The 19,725-nt window shown below is 71.4% G+C and carries 11 protein-coding genes; 6 read left to right on the top strand and 5 right to left on the bottom strand.

The window, feature by feature from the left end; all coding sequences use genetic code 11:
* Entirely contained in the window at nucleotides 1-846 is an 846-nt protein-coding gene (locus O7626_RS24615; protein ID WP_278063472.1) for an inositol monophosphatase family protein, read from the top strand.
* Here the strand turns inward: O7626_RS24615 and O7626_RS24610 are convergent.
* Nucleotides 819-3,236 carry a hypothetical protein gene (locus O7626_RS24610; protein ID WP_278063471.1) on the bottom strand — a complete coding sequence of 806 codons (2,418 nt, stop codon included), beginning with the start codon at nucleotides 3,234-3,236 and terminating at the stop codon, nucleotides 819-821. The two genes, O7626_RS24615 and O7626_RS24610, sit on opposite strands and share 28 nt — an antisense overlap.
* Nucleotides 3,237-3,461: 225 nt before the next feature.
* On the opposite strand from O7626_RS24610, the gene O7626_RS24605 reads away from it, so the two are divergent.
* The 4 genes from O7626_RS24605 (at nucleotide 3,462) to O7626_RS24590 (ending at nucleotide 11,887) form a co-directional block, all read left to right on the top strand.
* Nucleotides 3,462-7,256 (top strand): phage resistance protein, encoded by a 3,795-nt coding sequence (locus O7626_RS24605; RefSeq protein WP_278063470.1) that lies wholly within the window; start codon nucleotides 3,462-3,464, stop codon nucleotides 7,254-7,256.
* A gap of 49 nt (nucleotides 7,257-7,305) precedes the next feature.
* Entirely contained in the window at nucleotides 7,306-10,128 is a 2,823-nt protein-coding gene (gene pglZ / locus O7626_RS24600; RefSeq protein ID WP_278063469.1) for a BREX-2 system phosphatase PglZ, read from the top strand.
* Between the two features lie 59 nt (nucleotides 10,129-10,187).
* Nucleotides 10,188-10,439, top strand: coding sequence for a hypothetical protein (locus O7626_RS24595; protein WP_278063468.1), 252 nt, complete (start codon nucleotides 10,188-10,190; stop codon nucleotides 10,437-10,439).
* A 125-nt stretch (nucleotides 10,440-10,564) separates the two neighbouring features.
* The gene (locus tag O7626_RS24590) at nucleotides 10,565-11,887 is read left to right on the top strand and encodes a GNAT family N-acetyltransferase (RefSeq protein WP_278063467.1); all 1,323 of its coding nucleotides are present in this window, start codon (nucleotides 10,565-10,567) and stop codon (nucleotides 11,885-11,887) included.
* A 117-nt stretch (nucleotides 11,888-12,004) separates the two neighbouring features.
* Here the strand turns inward: O7626_RS24590 and O7626_RS24585 are convergent, their stop codons facing one another.
* From O7626_RS24585 to O7626_RS24575, 3 genes are all read right to left on the bottom strand, one after another.
* Nucleotides 12,005-12,979: a L,D-transpeptidase gene (locus O7626_RS24585; protein WP_278063466.1), complete on the bottom strand. Its 975-nt coding sequence runs from the start codon at nucleotides 12,977-12,979 to the stop codon at nucleotides 12,005-12,007.
* Nucleotides 12,980-13,075: 96 nt separating this feature from the next.
* Complete coding sequence (locus O7626_RS24580; RefSeq protein WP_278066297.1) at nucleotides 13,076-14,218, bottom strand: MerR family transcriptional regulator; 1,143 nt, start codon at nucleotides 14,216-14,218, stop codon at nucleotides 13,076-13,078.
* A 53-nt stretch (nucleotides 14,219-14,271) separates the two neighbouring features.
* Nucleotides 14,272-15,540, bottom strand: coding sequence for an alcohol dehydrogenase catalytic domain-containing protein (locus O7626_RS24575; protein ID WP_278063465.1), 1,269 nt, complete (start codon nucleotides 15,538-15,540; stop codon nucleotides 14,272-14,274).
* A 249-nt stretch (nucleotides 15,541-15,789) separates the two neighbouring features.
* Here O7626_RS24575 and O7626_RS24570 point away from each other — a divergent pair, with 249 nt between their 5' ends.
* Nucleotides 15,790-19,005 carry a LuxR C-terminal-related transcriptional regulator gene (locus O7626_RS24570; protein ID WP_278063464.1) on the top strand — a complete coding sequence of 1,072 codons (3,216 nt, stop codon included), beginning with the start codon at nucleotides 15,790-15,792 and terminating at the stop codon, nucleotides 19,003-19,005.
* Between the two features lie 27 nt (nucleotides 19,006-19,032).
* Here the strand turns inward: O7626_RS24570 and O7626_RS24565 are convergent, their stop codons facing one another.
* Entirely contained in the window at nucleotides 19,033-19,710 is a 678-nt protein-coding gene (locus tag O7626_RS24565; RefSeq protein WP_278063463.1) for a BON domain-containing protein, read from the bottom strand.
* Nucleotides 19,711-19,725: the final 15 nt, after the last annotated feature.

Genomic DNA, 19,725 nt, shown 5'->3' with positions numbered 1-19,725 from the left:
ATGGACGCCCGGGCGCTCTGGGACGAGTTGGAAGCATCACTGCCGCCGCTGCTGCTCGGGTTCCGGGCACGCCTCGACACGTTGGACGTGTCGGAGAAGGCTGACGAGACCCTTCTCTCCGAGGCGGACATCGCGGTGCAGGAGCACATCGTGGCCCGAATTAAGGCGTACGACCCCGGCGCGAGCATCGTCGCCGAAGAGACCGGGGAACACCTGCGGGAGCCGGCCAGCTCGGGGCGGATATGGATCGTGGACCCCATCGACGGCACCGCCGAGTTCGTCCGCCCTGGTCGGCGTGAGTACTGCAGCGTGGTGTGCCTGCTGGCGGACCGTCGCCCGGTCGGGGCCCTGGTGGTGGCCCCGGAGATCGGCACCGGCGGGATCGGACTGTCCGTTCGGGTCGACGGGATCGGTGCACCGATGCAGGTCAATGGTCGCCCGGCACGGCACAGCGCTGCCGCCGCTCCGCGCCGGGTGTCGGTGACCCGGAGTTCGTCGGTCGCCGCCCGGCCCTGGGAACGGTTGATGGCCGACGCCGGTTTCGAACTCAAGACCCGCACCACCTCGCAGACTCTCGACATGGTCCGGACCTGTGTCGACCTCTCCGAGGAGACCGGCGGTGAGCTACCGCCGTTCGCGCTCTTCTATCGGGAGGCGCAGAAGGTGTGGGACGGCGCGGCGGGAATGTGCCTGGCGCAGAGCGCCAACCTCCGCGTCTGCGACCGGCACGGCGTGCAGCGTGATCTTGTAAACCTGGACCTCACCGTCGACGAACCCACCTTCGCCAGCACCGTGGTCGCGGCGCCTCCGCTCGCCGCTCAGTTCCTCGCCTGGTCCTCCGGCTGACCACCGGGCAGGCGATCAGCGAATGGGTGATCGGCGGAGCCGACGCCCGTGCCAAGCCGCAGCTCGGCAACCCGTCGCAGCCACTCGTTGACCGTCACGACCTCCTCCGGCAGGCGGGCGAGAAGTTCCGCGGCCTGGCGCAATGACTCGTCCGCCCGGTCGAGGGCTGTCCGGCCTCCGGCCTCGTCTGCCCGCCCGACCATGGCGTGGCCCTGTTCCCACCTGATCTGACCGAGCTGGTGCAGGGCACGACCCTGACTGATGGTGTCGTTCGCCTCGTCGAACGTGGCGATCGACTGTTCGTAGTAGGAAATCGCCTGGACCTGGTCGCCGCGCCGACGGCACAGGTCGCCGAGATGTCGTAGCGCGTATCCCTGCAATCGAGGATGCCGTGGATTGCCATGCTCGTTGACCTGTCGGCTGTAGTCGAGACTGGCCCGGGTGTAGTCCTCCGCCCGGTCCAGATCGCCCGGCTCACCGCTGAGGGCGTAGGCCATTCCGAGTGCCAACCGTAGGGAGGCGAGACCGTTGTCGTTACCGAGGTCCGCATAGACGACCTCAGTAGTCCGGTACGCCTCGATGGCCTTGCTGACCGTGTCCGGCCGTCCGGTCTCGGCAACGAGCCGGTGGAGGTCGGCCAGTTCCCGCAACGTGGTGGCTTCGCCCGCCCGATCCCGCCGGTGACCGTGGGCGGTGTATTCGGCGCGGTAGAGGCCTCGGCTCTGCTCCAACATCGTTACCGCCTCGGAGTACCGGTCGGTGTCGGCGTCCGGGGCATCGCCCTCCGCCGCGTCGCCAACTCGGTGGCGCTCGTGCAGGAGCTTCACCAGGATGATACGGGCGCGGTTGCGGAGCGATCGTGCCTGGTCATGGCGGCTGCCAGAGTCGGTCGCGACCCGCTCGGCGATTGCCTCCACCTCGGCCCAGTCGGTCAGGTGCCCACCGGTCTCCAGGAAGTAGAAGAGGCCGGAGACCAGGCGCGGCGTGAGGGTCAACGGTGGCTCGGCGGCACCCGCCATCCGGACCAGCGCGAGCAGGTTGGCCCGCTCGGCTGCGAACCAGACGGCAGGTTTCGGGCTGTCGTCGACGGCCTCGACGCCTTCAGGATCCTCACGTCGCCAGTCGGCCAGGAACTCGGCGTCGACCATCGGATTGCCGTGGTTCACCCGGTCGAAGGCGTGGTTGACGCAGCCGTAGTAGGCGTGAGCGAGCTGTTCCAGCGCCGTACGTCGCTCGGCCGCGTGCTCCGGCCGGTTGCTGAGCTCGCGCGCGTACAGGCGGTGCAGGTCGTGCAGACCGCCGAACCGGTCGCCGACTCTGCCGATCAGGCTTCGTCCTTCGAGCAGGTCGAGCAGATCCTCGGTGCTGGCGAGGTCCAGGCCGGCGAGCCGGGCGATCGAATACAGCCCGGCAGATCCACCAACGATCGGATGGAGACCCAGCAGCCGGAACATTCGCTGGGCCTCGGCCGGCAGAGAGCGGTAGGAATCGGAGATCACAGCCTCGATATCGGTTCTCTGGTCGTCGGGGTGACCGAGCCGGTGCAGGCGACGGCGTTCGTCCTTCAGCCGTCGGACCTGGCCGGCAACGGAGGCGCGCGGCTCGTTGACCAGACGCGCGGCGGTGTTATGCAGCGTCAGCGGCAGGTAGGCGCAGTATCCGGCAAGCTGTTCGGCTGCGGAGAGATCGGCATCTACCCGGGACCCAACTCGAACGCGGAGGAGCTCGACGGAAACAGCGCGGGACAGTTCAGTCACCCGTATCGGCCTGGCGCCCTCGCTGATCAGACCGTACAACTGGTGGCGACTCGTCACGATCACCAACGCCGAGCCGGCGGACGGCAGCAGCGGGCGCACCTGATCCGCGCTGGCGGCGTCATCCAGGAGCATCAGAACGCGCTGGCCGGCTGTCCTGGTGCGGAACAGGTCGGACCGACCAGGCAGCGAGATCGGGATCTCAGCGCTCTTGAGCCCCCAGCCGTCGTAGAGCCAGTCCGCCAGTACGTCGTCCGGCGCGTCCGGCACATCACCTGGGCTGGGCCCGAAACCGCGGAGTTGCCGATAGAACTGGCCGTCCGGATAGTCGGAACTGATCATGTTGGCCCAGTGCAGAGCGAGGCCGGTCTTACCGACTCCGGGCGGGCCGGACAGCACGATCACTGAGGTGGGCGGAGTGGCAGCGGAGTTGTTGTCCGATATCTGACGGAGGGCCTCCAGTTCTGTCTCGCGATTCACGAACTGCGGCGGCGGTGCGGGAAGCTGACGCGGAACCGGCCAACTCTGGCCGCTGGCCGCAGGAATCACCTGATAGACGTTTATCGCGCCACCGGGCGCAGCGATGTACTGGCTGGAGCGGTCATTCGCCGTATAGCTCGACCGGTCGTCAGGCATGCGCAGCCTCCGCAGTCCCACTGGCCGCCGACCCTACCGGGCAATTGGCCGCCGATGGAATGCGCGCTCTCACGATGGAAGCCACCTCGACGGTCTCGCCAGCCGAACCGGCTACTTCGGCCGGGCGGATCGGCTGGGCGCTCGATAGCCCTAGCGTTCTGACCCAATAGGATCGTCGGGCTGGCGGCGACCCGGCCACTACGCGGCGCAGACGAAGGAGCGGTGATGACCCTGCTACGGGACGTGATCGACATCCCGACCTCGGTCGGGGACGGCGACTTCGTGGTCCGCGCCGCCGAGGGCGCCGACCTGCGCCGGTACGTCGTCACCGACCAACTCCGGGAGAACTTCGCGGAAGCACTGCGCCGGATCGGTCACGCGGTCACCACGGGCCGCTCTCAGGCGCTCTTCCTGCACGGGTCGTTCGGCTCCGGAAAGTCACACTTCATGGCCGTGTTGCGGGAAGTGCTCCAGCACAACCCGGCGGCCCGGGAGGTACGCGGCCTGGCCGATCCGGTGCTCGCTGCCGACGGGTGGCTGCGCGGCAAGCGCATCCTGACCCTCACCTTCCACATGCTCGATGCCCGATCCGTCGAGCAGGCGGTCCTGGAGGGCTACCTCAGCCAGATCACGGCACTGCACCCCGATGCGCCCGTGCCGCCCGTGCACCGGTCCGACGCGATGCTCGACGACGCCGCCCGGCTGCGGGAGCGGATGGGCGACGACGCCTTCTTCGCCGCGCTCCGCGACGGCGGCGGCAGTCCGACGCAGGCCGGCGGTGGGCTGGCCGCGCACGTCGCCCGCGCGGCCGGCTGGACCCCGCAGACCTACGCGGACGCCGCCGCGGCGCCGCCCGGCACCGCCGGACGGGACGCCCTGGTCAGTGCGCTGACCAGCGCGTTCTTCACCGGTGCGGTGCGCAGCGGGGAATACCTCGACCTGGACACCGGCCTTGCGGTGATCACCCGGCACGCCGTCTCGCTCGGCTACGACGCGATGGTGCTCTTCCTGGACGAGCTGATCCTCTGGCTCTCCACCCACATCAGCGACCACACCTTCGTCAACACCGAGGGTGCCAAGCTCAACAAGCTCGTCGAGTCGGCGGACGCAGCCCGGCCGATGCCACTGGTCTCCTTCGTCGCCCGGCAGCGCAACCTGGAGGAGTTCCTCGGCCCGCAGGTCGGTGGCACCGAGCGGGAGGCGCTGGCGCACGTCATGCGCAGCGTGCAGGGCCGGTTCGGCGAGATCGTGCTCGCCGACACCAACCTGCCGGAGATCACCGAACGGCGGTTGCTCCGACCGGTCGACGAGGCTGCTCGGGCCACCATCGACAATGCTTTCGGCGCCGTACGCGGCAACCGCGAAGTGTGGGACACTCTGCTGCTCGGCGCCCAGTACGGCGACGCCGGCATCGGCTCGGACGCCGCCGCCTTCCGCCGGCTCTATCCGTTCTCGCCGGCTCTGGTGGCGACCCTGGTCGCCCTTTCTCAGGCGTTGCAGCGGGAGCGGACGGCACTGAAGGTGATGACCGAGCTGCTGGTGGAACGCCGGGACACCCTGCGGGTCAACGACCTGATCGGGGTCGCGGCCCTCTTCGAGCCACTGGTGCTGCGCGGCGAACTGCCCGACCGGCCCAAGCTCCGGCAGCTCTTCTCCACCGCCCGCACGCTCTATCTGAGCAAGCTTCGGCCGATCCTGCTCACCCTGAACGGCATCACCGATGAGCAGGCGGCCGGGCACACCCAGTTCCAGCTCGACGACAAGCTGATCAAGACCGTGCTGCTCGGCGCACTTGTGCCCGAGGTGCCGGCGCTGCACAATCTCACCGCCGCCAAGCTGCATGCGCTCAACTTCGGCAGCATCGCCTCACCCATCCCAGGCTACGAAAACCAGGTCGTGCTGAACCGGCTCAACAAGATCGCCAACGATGCCGGAGAGCTGCACCTCACTGACGGTCCTGACCCAGTGATCACCCTCAAGCTGCACGCCGTCGACTACGACAAACTGCTTGACCTGGTGCCGGATCGTGAAACCACCACCACCGGAGTGCGCCAGCAGATCGTCCGGGATCTGGTCACCACCGAGATGGGGTTGACCGGCACCGAGGGGCAGTTGGGGGAGTTGGGGCATCCCCGGGACTGGCGAGGGCGGCGACACATCGTCCAGGTCAAGTTCGGCAACGTCCGTGACCCCGACACGATGCCGGTCGCGGCACTGCTGGCCACCGGCGAGGGCTGGCGAGTCGTCATCGACTATCCATTCGACCCGGAGGATGTGCCTCGTAATGCCGACCGGGCCCGGATCGAACAGCTCGAACAGGGGTCACACACCGTATTCTGGCTGCCGCTCTATTTCACCGACGAAATGATGGGCCGGGTCGCCCAGCTCGCGAAAATCAACTACCTGCTCGGCAGGAGTGGCACCGGTGATCGGCTCAACGCTCTCGCCGTCGACTGGACGGCTGCCGATCGGCAGCAGGGCCGGATCTATCTCCAGCAGCGCCAGTCCCAACTGCGTGGCACCCTGCTCAACGCGCTCAAACAGGCGTACGGGATCGTCCGGCCGCAGCCAGCGGAGGTGCAGGACGACAGTGTCGGAGTGCTGCACACCCTCGCCGAGGGACTGCACCTCGGCGACCCGCGCGGCGGAACGCTCCGGGAAGCGTTCGACAACCTCACCGGCGAAATGCTCGCCTGGGCGTACCCCGGCCGACCGGCGATGCCCGAGGATGAGAAGCCGGTCACCCGCAGCGAGCTGCACAGGATCCTCGAGTACGCGCGTAAGGCCGTCGCCGACCCGACCCGTGGCGTGACCGTGCCAGCCGGCGACCAGCGTACGATCCGCCGAGTCTGCAACAACCTCCGCCTCGGCGAGCTGGTCGACCATCGTTACGTACTGACCACCAGTACCTGTCGGTGGAGCCAGCACCTCTTACAGGCAGCGGCGAACGAGGGCTACACCGAGCACTTTCCGGTGCACATGCTGCGCCAGCTCATCGAAGAACCGGCCCGGTTCGGCTTCGACCGTGAACTGCAGAATCTGATCATCGCGGTCTTCGCGCTGGAACAGCAGCTCGCCTGGTACCTGCACGGAGACAAGGTCGATGTCAGTGCCCTGGCGGGAGTGCGGGACGAGTACGAACTGCGCCACCCGCCGATGCCGAGCGAGGAGGCCTGGGCCGAAGCGGTCCGCCGCGGCTCCGCCCTGTTCGGGGCAGTGCTGCCGGTCTGGCGTACCCCGGCTAATCTGGGTGAGCTGGCCGGGACGTTGCGCACCGCAGCAGGCCAGCACCGGAACGCGACCAGCAGCCTGGTTCGGGCGTTGACCGAACACGCAGACGTGCTAGGGCTCGACATCTCGGCCGACAACGGTCGGTTGGCCACCGCCCGACGGTTGGCGAAGCTCACCGAGCAGCTCGGCGGTGAATCCGACGACGTGGTCCTGGTCGAACTGGCAGCCAGGGTGGACGTCGGCGACATCGACGACAAGGCGGCCGGCAAGGCGCTCACCGAAGCCGGCGACGTCGCCAGGGCCCTCGCCCGGTCGCACCAGTGGCCGCTGCTGACCGCGATGGTCGCCCGAGCCGAAACCGACGGCCGGGCCCGGGTCATCATCGAGCAACTCCGCGCGGTCGCCCGGCACGAGCAGCACGGCGTCGAACTCGGCGACGCCCTGCGAACCGCCGCGGACGCCGCAACGGCCCTGCTCGCCACCGAACGCCGCGTCCCGCCACCGCCTCCGACCACCCCGCCGAAGCCGACGGACCCCGCCGCGCCGCCTGACCCCGCGCCGGGCGGCCAGGTTCCGCAGGATCCAAGAGGTGAGGACCCCGGGGGCAGGATCCCAGCCTTCCGGATGAACCCGGATGACCAACCGGGCGGCGCGACCAACCCGGGGAGGGTCCGTACCGCACAGCGGCGTACGGTCGAGACCTCGACCGCCTGGCGGAAGGTCGCCGCCGAGATCGAGGCCGAGGTGGCGCGAGGCAGGCGGGTCACCGTTGTCTGGGAGGTCGAATGACGGCACGGGCCGGACTCGACCGTCGGCCTGGCGAGAACGACAGGCCAAAATGGTAAGCCAGGAAACGGACAGCAACGCCGAGGTTCGACACAGTGCGATTCGGCCGGATGCGGTGCGGCGCAAGGTCCAGGCTTGGCTGGCAGAGCGTGACGGTGCCATGGCCATCGCCCTGGCGGCCCGCCCGGAATGGCCGGTCGACCCGCGGCTGACGGTCGACGGTGTGCCGATCCGGGTCGTACCCTGCGCGACGCCGCTGGCCGCCCGGGCCGCCCTGCACGACAGGGCCGAGCACGAGCGGCTCGTACTGCTCACCGAGCTGGGCGAGCGCGAACTGGGAGACGGGCTGCTTGCCCACCTCAGCATGCAGACGGTCCGCAAAGTCAAGCCGTGGGACCTGGTCCGGCAGATGTTCGGCGTCGTCGACCTCGACCCCAGCCTGGTGCGGACCGGACGCTGGGTCGCCGATGCCTTGAGCGATCACGCCCCGGCGGGAGGATGGCCGGCTCCGCCCGGCACAATCCTCACGCGTGATCATGCTATGCGGTGTCTGGCCGCCGAACTTCTCGAGCTACCCCGGGACGAACTCGACACGCCGGGCCTGTTGCAGTGGAGCACCAACGCACCGGCTCAACTTCGGTTCGGTGCCCTCCCTGCAAAGGTGATCGACGGCGTCGAGCGGTATCTGACAGAGACGGCCGGCTCCGCCGCCATACCCATGATGTCCGCCGTCCGTGCCGGTCACGGTGTCGACGCCATCCCGATCGGACTGCTGGCTGGCGTGCTCTGGCCCGAAGCCGGCACCGAGCCGCCGAGCGTGACGGTGGCAGTCGCCCGGGCCCGACTCGAGCCGCGCTTCGGCGGCACCCGGATCACGTCCTCGCAGGCTGCGGCGTTCCACCGGGCTGTGGAGGCCTGGGTCTACCGAGCGGTTGACTCTGGCGGCTCCGCGCGCAGGGAAGCGGGGCAGATGCTTCGCCGAGCCGAAGCTATCGCCGCCGAGCTGGACATCGTTGGACTGCTCGGGGGGTCAGCGGTGCTGCCGAGCGGTTTCACCCAACGGCTTCGGGCGTTTGCCGCGGCCGTCCGGTTTGCGGTGCCGGCCGCTGGCCCCGCCCTGCCGGAGCTGGTGGCCCGGGCACAGCAACTCCTCGGGCTGGTTGAGACCCACCGGGCAGCCGACCCGATCCGGGTGGAGACAGCACGGATGGCGCTCCGGCTACTACGCTGGCTTGCCAGCCCGGAGGAGGCCGCTCCGGCGACACTGTTCGACGCCGTAGATCGGCACGTCTGGCAGGACGGCTGGGTCGACCGGGCACGGCTCGACATCTTCGCCGGAGACCCCGACCCGGAGGTTGCGGAAGGGTACCGCTCGCTGCACCGCGTCGTGGACGTCCGCCGCAGCCGGCATGATCAGCAGTTCGCCGCGATGCTCGCCGAGGTGACCGTTGCCGGATCCGCGCCTGGCGCGCTGCTCTTCGTCGAGGACCTGCTCGACCGTATCGTCGTGCCGATCGTCGAGCACGGCCGGCGGGTTTTGCTGCTGGTGATGGACGGTATGGGCGTCGCTGCCGCCACTGAACTCGCGGAATCGGTAACTCGCAGCGGCGTCTGGGTCGAGCTGACCCCGAACGGTGGACCCCGGATCGGATCCGTCGCAGTTCTGCCCACGGTCACCGAGACGAGTCGATGCAGTCTGCTCGCCGGCCGGGTCCGCAGTGGTGGTCGGCCGGCCGAACTCGCGAGCTTCGCCCAACGCTTTCCGGACGGGCGGCTTCTGCACAAGAAGGCTCTCCGGGCCGGTGCCGGTGCCGCTTTCGAACCCGACGTGCTGGCTGCTCTGGCCGATCCGGAGCTACCGGTTGTCGCCGCGGTGGTCAACACGATCGATGACGCGCTCGACCGCAGCGAGCCAGGCACCACGGTCTGGGGAGAGGACACCATCCCGGCCGTACGAGATTTGCTGGCCGCCAATCAGGATCGGGTCGTCGTGGTGGTCTCCGATCACGGACATGTGGTCGACCGTGGACCCGAGGCGGTGATCCGGCCTGGAGACGCTGGCGGAAACCGCTGGCGGACTGCGGATCGACCACCCGGCGACGGTGAAGTACTGATCACCGGTGACCGGGTCGTTCTGGCGGGTGGCCGGGCGGTGTTGCCGTGGCGGGAAGAGTTGCGATACGGCCCCCGCAAGGCTGGCTATCACGGCGGCGCGGCACCGGCCGAGGTCGTGGTACCTGCGTTGGTGTTCAGCGCTGGTGACGAACGCGCCGTACCAGGCTGGGCCGGTGCGCCGGTGGCAAGTCCCGAGTGGTGGCGGGAGCCAGTGCCGGAGGAGAAACCAGAGGGTAGGCGTGCCGGCATGCTTGGCGGACGTGCGAACGCGGCAGAACGTCGGCGCCGGTCTGGCAGCCGGTCGGTCGGGCAGCCCGAGAGCTTGTTCGACCTCGTAGCGGTGACACCGATGCCGAGCCAAGCGGGACCGGGCAGAATCGAGGAGGAGACTCCGGTCGAGCGGTCGACATCAGCCTCGGCAGTACTGAGGAGCGGCCGGTCGACACCCGGAATGGGCGATGTGGTTGATGCCCTGTTGGCGAGCGAGCGGTATGTCCAGCGCCGTGGAACCCGGCCTCCGCTGTCGGACGAGCGCGTCGCCGGGCTGCTGAGGACCCTGCTTGCGAACGGAGACCGGGCTACCCTGGAGACGCTTGCCGCGAGGGCGCGGATCCCCGCCCACCGGATCAGCGGCGCTGTTGCCGCCCTGCGACGGTTACTCCAGGTCGAGGGCTATCCAGTGCTGACACTTCATCGTGACGGGCGGACAGTACATCTGCATCGTGACCTCTTGATTGAACAGTTCGATCTGCTGGCGTAAAGGCTCCTGAGGCACTGCCGTCATCCGGGCGTCGATGGCTCCCAGTACGCCTCCACCCGGTGTCCGTCCGGGTCGAGACATTTGAAGGCGACGTACGAAGGATCGTCGTAGTCCTCGACGATCGGTACGTCGTCGGCCCTCAACCGGCGCAGCAGGGCGCGGACGTCGTCGGCGTCCGGCAGCCGGAACCCGAAGTGCAGGAACGGAGCCGGTTCCTCGACGGCGTCGACTGCGTGCAGGGCGAGGTCGAAGCCGTCGGCGTTCCGGACGATAAGGGTGCCGTCATTCGTGATGTCGCGGCTGTCGCGTGATGTCGCGGCTACTCCGATCGGCGTAGGTGTAATCGCGGGGAGTGGGAGCGGATGTCCGCACCGGGACGACGCGCCACCGGTCGGGCCGTCCGTAGCGTGCGGGCAGGACCAGCGAGGAGGACCCGATGTCCCGCACCGAACCCCGGAGCAGTCCGCACCGAACCGCCGATGTGGGAGGTCTGCCCCGCCCGCCCCGCGGCGGCAGGACCGGTACGGCATCGGCGGCAAGCCGTACCCGTGCCGCCGATGCCACGGCGGTCGGGTTGGCGCTGCCGTTCGTCGGTTTCGCGGTGGCCGATCTCGGCACCGCGGGCTGGAGTCCGGTCGAGCGGATGGTCAGCCACTACGTCCACGCCCCGAGGGTCGGTTGGCTTGTTCCGGCCGGGCTGCTGGTGCTGGCTGCCGCCTCGGCGGGACTGCTTCACCTGGCCGCCGGCCGGACCCGGGGTGGCCGGGTCGGGCTCGGGCTGCTCGGGGTCTGGACCGTCGCCGTAGGAGTCGGAGCAATCTTCCCGGCCGACCCGTACGGCCGGTGGGACCGGCCGCCGTCACCGGCCGGGCTGGTGCACGGCACGGCCGGCCTGGTCGCCTTCGCCGTGCTGCCGGTGGCGGCGGTCCTGCTGCTCCGGGTCTGGTGGCGGGATCCCCGGTGGCGGCGGGCGCGTCCGGCGCTGGCCGTCTCGACCGCACCTGTGGTGGCGGCGTTCCTGGGCTTCGTGGTGATCGGTGGGGACGTGATGGCCGGCGGGCCGTCGTTCACAGTCGCCGGCTACGCGAGTGTGGCCGGGATCGTCGAGCGGGTGCTGCTCTGGTCGTACGCCGGTTGGCTCGGCACCGTCGCGATCAGCCTGCGCCGGATGCCGGCCAGCCAGGTCACTCCCGGCCCACCGCGGCCCGGAATATCGCTGGTCGATCGTCGGCCGGGCCGGAAGGATGACGCGATGCGAATCCAACCCGCCCGGCCGACGGACCTGCCGGTGCTGAGGGACCTGGAGCGGGCCGCCGGGCGGGTCTTCCGGGAAATCGGGATGCCGGAGATCGCCGACGACGAACCACCACCGGTCGAGGAACTGGCCCGTCACCAGCGCGCCGGTCTGGCCTGGGTCACGGTCGACGCCGACGACCTGCCGGCCGGCTATCTGGTCGCCGAGCCGGTCGATGACAACCTGCACGTCGAGCAGGTCTCGGTGCATCCCCGGGTCGCTCGCCATGGGGTGGGACGCAGCCTGATCGAGCACCTGGCCAGGCACGCGATGGCGAACGGTGTACCGGCGCTGACCCTGACCACCTTCACCCACGTGCCCTGGAACGCCCCGTACTACTCCCGGTGCGGCTTCGTCGTCCTCGGCGAGGCGGAGCTGACTCCGGGGCTGGTCGCGATCCGGGCCCGCAAGGCGGCGCACGGCCTGGACCGGTGGCCCCGGGTCTGCATGCGCCGGGACCTGTAGCCGGGGCCTGTCGGAACCTGTGGGGACGACCTGTAGGGACCTGCCGGGATCTGTAGCGGGAAGCCGCAACCGGTCCGGGCGGTCGACGGGCGGAGCGGCCACCGCAGCCGGATCCGGTCAGCGACGAACGGCCTGCGGGGGCGGGCCGGTGTCGGTGAGCTGTTGCGGTGCGGAGAACCGGTCGAGTACCAGGAGTTCGGTGCCGGGCAGCAACTCGGCGAGCAGCAACTCCTGGGCCTTCCGGCCGATCCGGATGCAGCCGTTGCTGTTGCTCCGGCCCAGTTGCCGGCTGTCGTACCAGGCGTGCAGTCCGATGTGCGCGCCACGCAGCGCCGATGGTACCGAGCCCGGGTCGTCGGGTACGGCGCCGAGCGCGAGGACCTCGACACCCGCGTACACCCGACCGGGTAGGAGAGACCTGCCGAGGACGAAGGTCCGGCCCAGCGGGGTCGGCGTGGCCGGGCTCCCGACGCTTACCGGCCAGGACCGGACCAGCCGGTCGTCGCGGTACCAGTGCAGCCGGTGTGCCTGCCGGACCACCACCAGCAGGTCGCGCAGTGCCACGGTGCTCCACGGTCCCGGCGGCACCCAGCCGACGCTCCGGTTCGCCGACGGAAGCAGGACGGCGGCCCAACCTGCCCGCCGGGCCACGATCGGCAGGGTCACCGGCACACCGCTGATCGTGGGCGCGAGGAAGGCGCGCGGGCGGCCACCGGCCGCGTCGTACACGGCGAGCCGGCGGACCGGCCGCAGGCCCTCGCCGAGCCGTACCGTCGACATCGCGGCCGGGTCCCCGGGGAAGCCGCGCGGCGCGGGACGGTAGTCGAGCACCGGCAGGTCCGCCGGGGGTGGTGCGGCGGGCAGGGTCGGTTCGGCGTGCGGTGGCGTTGCCGGGGCGACGTCGCCCGGGGCTGCCGTTGCCGGCGGCGGTCGTTCCGCCGTCGACTGCCGGTCGGCGGTCCGCCGCGGCCCGGCCGGCCCGTCGACCGCCACCACCGTCACCACCAGCACCCCACCGAGTACGGCAAGCGCGGCGCCGGTCCGCCGAAGTGCCCGCCCCGAGGCTATCGGGCTGAATCGGACAAAAGCCATCTGACTACTGTAGGTTATCGACTCTCTCCACCCGGCCGTACGGGTCGTGCCGCGTGTCCCGATCGCGTGCCAGCCTGACCGTGAGGTGTGGGCGGCTCAGATCCGTACCGGCATCAGGATGGAGAAGGCACGGTCGTCGTCGGGCCGGCGTAGCGCCAGCGGGCGGATCGGCCCGTCGAGTTCGAGGACCAGTTGACCCGGCCCGGCCGCGTCCAGGGCGTCGAGCAGGAACTCGCGGTCGACTCCGACCCGCACCACCGGACCATCCGGCAGCGCCGCGGCGTCGGCGGAGGAGACGGTGAGCCGGTCCGCCGCGTCGACGGCGAGGACACTTACCGCACAGCGGGTGCCGTCGTCGGGGCGTACCACCGTCCGGGTCTCACCGGCGGTCAGCCGCTCGCGCAACCCGGCCACGTCGACGGTCACCCGGCGCCGGCCCGGGCCGGCGGTCGCGGTCCGCAGCAGCCGGCGGTAGTCCGGGAAGTCCTGCTCCAACGGCGTGCCGGTGACGTGCCGGTCCCGTACCCGTAGAGCGACGGCGGCGGATCCGAGGGTGAGGGTCGCCGGCCAGCCGCCGGTCAGCAGCGCCCGGGCCGCGTCGACGAACGAGACCGGAGCCGTAACCCGGCGACTCCCGGGCGCGGTGGCGTCCCCGAGTCCGGTGGCGTCCCCGGTCGCGGTGGAGTTTCCGGTCGCCGGGCCGGTGTCGGACGGCACCGCGGAGACGGCCATCCGGTACCGATCGGTGGCGACCAGCCGGAGCATGCCCTGGTCGATCTCGAAGTGAATGCCGCCGAGCATCGGCAGCCCGGGGTCGGTCCCGACCGCGAACCGGACAGCGTCGACCGCGGCCGCCAGCTTCGGTCCGGGTACGGTCAGCCGGATCTCCGGCTCGGCGGCCGGCTCGGCGGCGGTGCAGAGTACCCGGAGCCGGGCCGCCTCCCGGCGGGCGTCGGCGAGACCCTCCTCCAGCCGGAGCAGGTGCGCGTCCAGCAGCCGCGACACGGCGGCCGGATCCGAGCCGCGCAGTTCGAGCACCCGGGTGATCTCCGCCAGCGGCATCCCGATCCGGCGCAGCCCGGCCAGCAGCCGTGCGGCCGGCAACTGCCGCTCGGCGTACCGGCGGTAACCGGTGCCGGGGTCGACCGAGGCGGGCGCCAGCACGCCGGCACCGTCGTAGAAGCGCAGCGCGCTGATGCTCAGGCCACTCGCCCGAGCCATCTCACCGATGCCGAGCAGCCGTCCGTACCCCTCCACGAGCAGGAATTGTGCCCCCTCGACCAGGTCGAGGGTCAACCCGGCCGCGGGGAAGCCTCCGGGGTGAAGGCGACCCGGACGCAACCCTCGACGCGGTCCCGGAACAGCGCGTAGCCGTGTGGCGCGTCGTCCAGCGACAGCCGGTGCGTGATCAGGTACTCCGGCCACAGCTCGTCGCGCCGCATCCGGGCGAGCAGTTCCGGGACGTGGCGCTGGCCGTGCTGCCGGGCGGCCCGTACGGTCAGCCCCTTGTGCAGCACCGCGCCGAGCGGGAACGCGTCCACGTGGCCGGCGAAGATCCCGAGGACGACGACGGTGCCGCCCTTGCGGCACGCGTGCACCGCGTCGGCCACGCAGCCGGGCGGATCCGCCCCGGACCGCACCCGCCGCTTACCCCGCCCCGCAGATCCGGCCGAGCCGGCCGAGCCGGGCGAGCCGGGCGAGCCGGCCGAGCTGGGCGACGCCGTGGGGCCGAGCGGGCCGGGCACGGGTGACCCGAGGGCCGGCGGTGCCATCCCAACCGCCTCCACGCAGACGTCCGCACCACGGCCACCGGTCCGGTCCCGCAGTTCGGCACCGGCGTCGACCCGGAGGCAGTTCACCGTCTCCACCCCGACCTCCCGTTCGGCCATCGCGAGCCGGTCGTCGAGCAGGTCGACACAGATCACCCGGTCGGCGCCGCGCAGCACCGCCGCCCGAGCCGCCAACTGGCCCACCGCACCGGCGCCCCAGATCGCGACCACGTCTCCCGGGCGTACGTCGCCGAGTTCGGCACCGAGCCAGCCGGCCGGCGCGGAGTCCGAGGCGAAGACCGCCCGGTCGTCGCTCACCTCGTCCGGTATCCGGAAGGCGCCGTGGTCGGCGTACGGCACCCGGACGTACTCGGCGTGGCTGCCGGCGAAGCCGCCCAGCGCGTGCGAGTAGCCGAAGCAGCCGGCCGGTACCGCAGCCCAGGCCAGCTCGGCGAGCTCGGGGTTGGGGTTGCCGTTGTCGCAGCAGGAGAAGAGCCCGTGCCGGCAGTACCAGCAGCGCCCGCAGGCGACGACCGAGCAGACCACCACCCGGTCCCCGACGGCGTGCCGGCGGACCTCGGCACCGATCTCGACCACCTCGCCGACGAACTCGTGCCCGAGTACGTCGCCCGGCTGTGTCTCCAGAAACCGTCCGGCGATGAGGTGCAGGTCGGAGCCGCAGGTCAGACTCTGCCGTACCCGCACGATGGCGTCCTGCGCGTCGACGATCCGGGGATCCGGGACCCGTTCCACGGCCAGCCGGTCGGGGCCCTGCCAACAGAGCGCCTTCACCGCGGCTGGGCCGGCGGGTGCGGGCCGGCGGTGTCCGCCAGCCGGTCGGGTACGTCCATCGCCCTCCTCCGCCGCGGACAATCGCGGCCCGGCAGCAGCGTCCGGGCCAGGAATCACCGATCCGTACCAGCCGTCATCGTCCGGTGCCGTCGGGTGAACCGGGGTCGTCCGCAAGGGGTGAACCGCGACGGGCCGGGTATCCGCCTCGGACCGTCGTAGCGGGCGGGCCGGAGGGGGTGGGCAGCATCGATGGAACGGATCGAGGAACCAGCCGGAGGCAACACTCCGGCCACTGCTGGATCGGGCACCGCGGCGCCGGCCATCGCCGAACCGGGCAGTGCGACGCCGCCGCTGCTCACCGCGAAGCTGGCCGCCACGCCCCGCTCCGGGGCGGTGCTGCTGCCCCGGCCACGGCTCTTCGAACTGCTCGACCGGGGTACGGCCGGACCGCTGACCCTGGTCTCCGCCTCCGCCGGCTGGGGCAAGACGGTACTGCTCAGTTCCTGGTGTCGGGCCCGCAACGCGACGGTGGGCCGGGCCGTGGACAGTCCGGACCGGGGGCCGGTCGGCTGGCTCTCGCTGGAGCCGGGTGACGGCGGGGCACGGCTCTGGTCATATCTGTACGCGGCGCTGCGTCCGGCCGTCGACGGGCAGCAACCGGATGCCGGGGACGAACCGGACCCGGCGTACGGGTTGGAGTTCCTCGCCGACCAGTTGGCCCGACGCACCGGCCCGGCGACGCTGATCCTGGACGATCTGCACCAGGTGGACGATCCCGAGGTCTCCAGCGGGCTGGAGTTCCTGCTCCGGCACACGGCGGGTCGGCTGCGTCTGGTGATCGGCTGTCGCACCGACCCCGGGCTCGCGCTGCACCGCTGGCGGCTCAGCGGGGAGTTGACCGAGATCCGCGCCGCCGACCTGGCGTTCCGCCCCGACGAGGTGGCCGAACTCTTCTCCGGGTACGGGGAGCCGCTGCCGCCCGAGCAGGCCCGGCGGCTGTGCGGCCGTACCGAGGGTTGGCCCGCCGGCCTGCGGTTCGCCACCCTCGCCCTGCCGGGGCATCCCGACCCCGCCCGGTTCGTCGACGAGTTCACCGGGGAGTATCCGGACGTCGGCGACTATCTGACCGAGGAACTGCTCAGCGGGCTCTCCGCCGACGCCAGGGAGTCTCTCTGCCGGGCGTCGCTGGTCGCGGGGTTCTCGGCGGAGCTGCTGGGCGCGCTGACCGGGCGGGCCGACGCCGCCCGGACACTCTCCGAACTGGACCGTCTCGGCGGGTTCGTGATCCCGCTCGGCGGCCGGCCTGCGGGCTACCGGTGCCATCCGATGCTCGGCGAACTGCTCCGTTCCGAACTGGCCCGCCGGCCCGCCGAACAGGTGGCCGAGCTGCACCGCCGGGCCGCCACCTGGTTCACCGCGAACGACCTGCCGGCCGAGGCGCTCCGGCACGCGCTCGCCGCACGCGACTGGCCGTACGCGATCAACGTGCTGCTGCGGCACTGGCCGGATATCGTCCCCTACGGCCAGTACGCCCCGGCCCGGCCGGAGCCGCCGGCACCCTCGGTCGAGGTGGTCCGGAACGCCCCCGAAATCGGTCTGGCCTATGCCGCGGACCGGCTGGACGGCGGCGAGTCGACCGCCGCGGACGATTACCTGACGCTGGCCGCCGAGCACGCCGATCGGCTCGACGCCGCACGCCGCCACCGGTTCCGGCGGATCGCGGCAGCCCTGCGGCTCGCCGCAGCCCAGTCCGGCGGCGACGAACCGGCGGTACTGGCCGGTTTCACCGACCTGCTCGCCCCGGACCCGCCCGACACCCGCGCCCACACCAACCGGCAAAGCCGCCCCAGCGCGCAGGGCCGGCGCGACTCACGCAGTCAGCGCGACCCAAGCAGCCGGCTCGAGACGAGCAGCCGGCGTGACCCGAGCAGCCGGCCCGACACCGCCGGCCGGGCCGGCGCCGGGCAGGGCGGCGGCGCCGGCATCGAAGCCACCGTCGACGGCGGCACGCTCCTGGGCTTCGACCTCGACACGTACGTGGACGCCGACCGGATCGACCTCACCCGGCTGACCCTGCTGGACGTCGACCGGTCCGGGCCGGACGGGTCAGGCTGGTCCGGACCGGACGGGTCAGCACCGTTGGGGGCCGGGCTGGCTGACCCACCCGCCCGGCAGCTGGCCGTCGATCCCGTGGACGGCGGTGAGACCGACCTCGGCGGTCTCGACCTTCGGGCGGGAGCGGTGGCCAGGATTCTGTCGGGCACGATCAGGTTCGGGGCGGGTGACATCGTCGCCGCCGAGCCGGAGATCGCCGACGGGCTCGCCGAGGCGAGCCGGGCGGGTCTGTCCCGGGCCCGCCGGTTGTGCCTGGGGCGGCTGGCGCTGGCCCGGGCGGTCCGGGGCGAGCTGACCGGCGCCGACGAAACTGCCCGGGCGGCACTCGGCTCGGCACCCTTCCGCGGACTGATCCGGCCGGCCGACGGCGTACACGCCTATCTCGCCCAGGCGCTCGTCGCGCTGCACCGGGACCGGCCGGACGACGCGGCGGCCAACCTGGCGCTCGGCATCCGGGGTGCGGAGTACGTCGACGACCCGCTGGTGCACGCACTGACCGGCTTGGTCGAGGCGCGACTGCTGCGTGACCGGGGCGACCTGACGGGTGCGCATCAGGTGCTGGCGGGTATCCGCCGTCGGCTCGGCGACCGGGCCGAGACGCAGCCGTTGGCGCACTGGCTGCTCGCCGCCGAGGCGGAACTCCGGATCGACCACGGCGATGTGGAACTGGCCAGGGAGCTGCTGACCCCGGCGGTGGAACGGGGTGCGGCTCCGGTCGAGCCGGTGGCGGTCGCGCTCGCCCGGGCGCATCTGCGGGCGGGTGACCCGCAGGCCGCGCTCCGCACGTTACCCGCCTGGGAGACACCGCCCGGTGCGCCGCCGGGTGCCCCCGGTGAGCCGCTACCGCCACCGCTACTGCCACCACTGCCACTACCACCACCGCTGTCGCTGCGGCTGGTGGCCGGGCTGCTCGACGCGAGCGCGGCCCGGCTGAGCGGGGACCACCGCCGGGCCGCCCGGGTACTCGAACAGGTGTTGCGGTTGGCCGAGCCGGAGGGCTTCCGGCAGGTCTTCGTCCGGGCCGATCCACCGGTACGCGACCTGCTCGCCGCCCACCTCGACTCCGGTACGGCGTACTGGGCGATGGTGCACGAGTTGGTCGGGGCCGTCGACGGGGCGGCCGGAACGGTGCCGACGGGGCCGGCGGTGCCCCCGGGTGAGCCGCTCACCGAGCGGGAACTGACCGTGCTGCGCTATCTACAGAGCATCCTGTCCAATGTCGAGATCGCCGCGGAACTCTCGCTCTCGGTCAACACCGTCAAGACGCACGTCCGGAACGTCTACCGAAAGCTCGACGTCACCCGGCGCCGGGACGCCGTACGCCGGGCCCGTGAACTCAACCTGATCTGAGTCGCCGGCAACCGGTCCCGGCGGTGGTCACAGCCGGACGGTGATGTGGTTGTCGACCCTGGTGACGCCCGGTGCCGACCACGCAACCCGTTCGGCTTCCTCGCGTTCGAGCCACGAGCGGACGTTGCCGGTCAGCACCACCGAGCCGTCCTCGATCCGGATGTCGATCCCGGCCGCGTCGGTTTCCACGCTGCGCACCAGCGCGCTCTGGATCCGGCCGGAGATCTCGTCGCGTTCCGGCCGTTCCCGGGGCACGACCGAGATCCCGTTGCTGAGACCGCGGACTCCGGCGAGTTGGCGTACCGCCTGTTCGGCGGCGCGGCGCTGGTATTCCCACTCGACCTCGCCGCGCAGCACCACCCAGCCGTCGGAGACGGTCACCTCGATCTCGGCCGCGGGGACGAAGGCGTCCCACTCCAGAGCCCGGGCCGCCGCCGCCGCGATCTCCGGGTCGTCGCGTTCGGCCGAGGACGGCAGGCGTACCTCCAGGTCGTTCGCGACCGCCCGGACCCGGTGCACGCGCTGGGCGGCCCGTTCCGCCGCCCACTTCTTGGCGTAGTTGTCGACCCAGCCGCGCAGCGTAACCACGCCCTGCCGCACCGCGACACCGATCTCGTTCGGCTGGACCCGGGGTTCCCAGGCCAGCTCCGCCAGGATGTCGCGCTGGATGTCGTCGTCGCTGGGGCTGCTCACGCGGCCGGCCATTGCGTCCCTTTCGAC

It is taken from the genome of Micromonospora sp. WMMD1102 (assembly GCF_029626265.1).
GTDB lineage: Bacteria > Actinomycetota > Actinomycetes > Mycobacteriales > Micromonosporaceae > Plantactinospora.
Note: the sequence above shows the minus strand (reverse complement) of the source record. Positions and strands in the feature narration are given on the sequence as shown.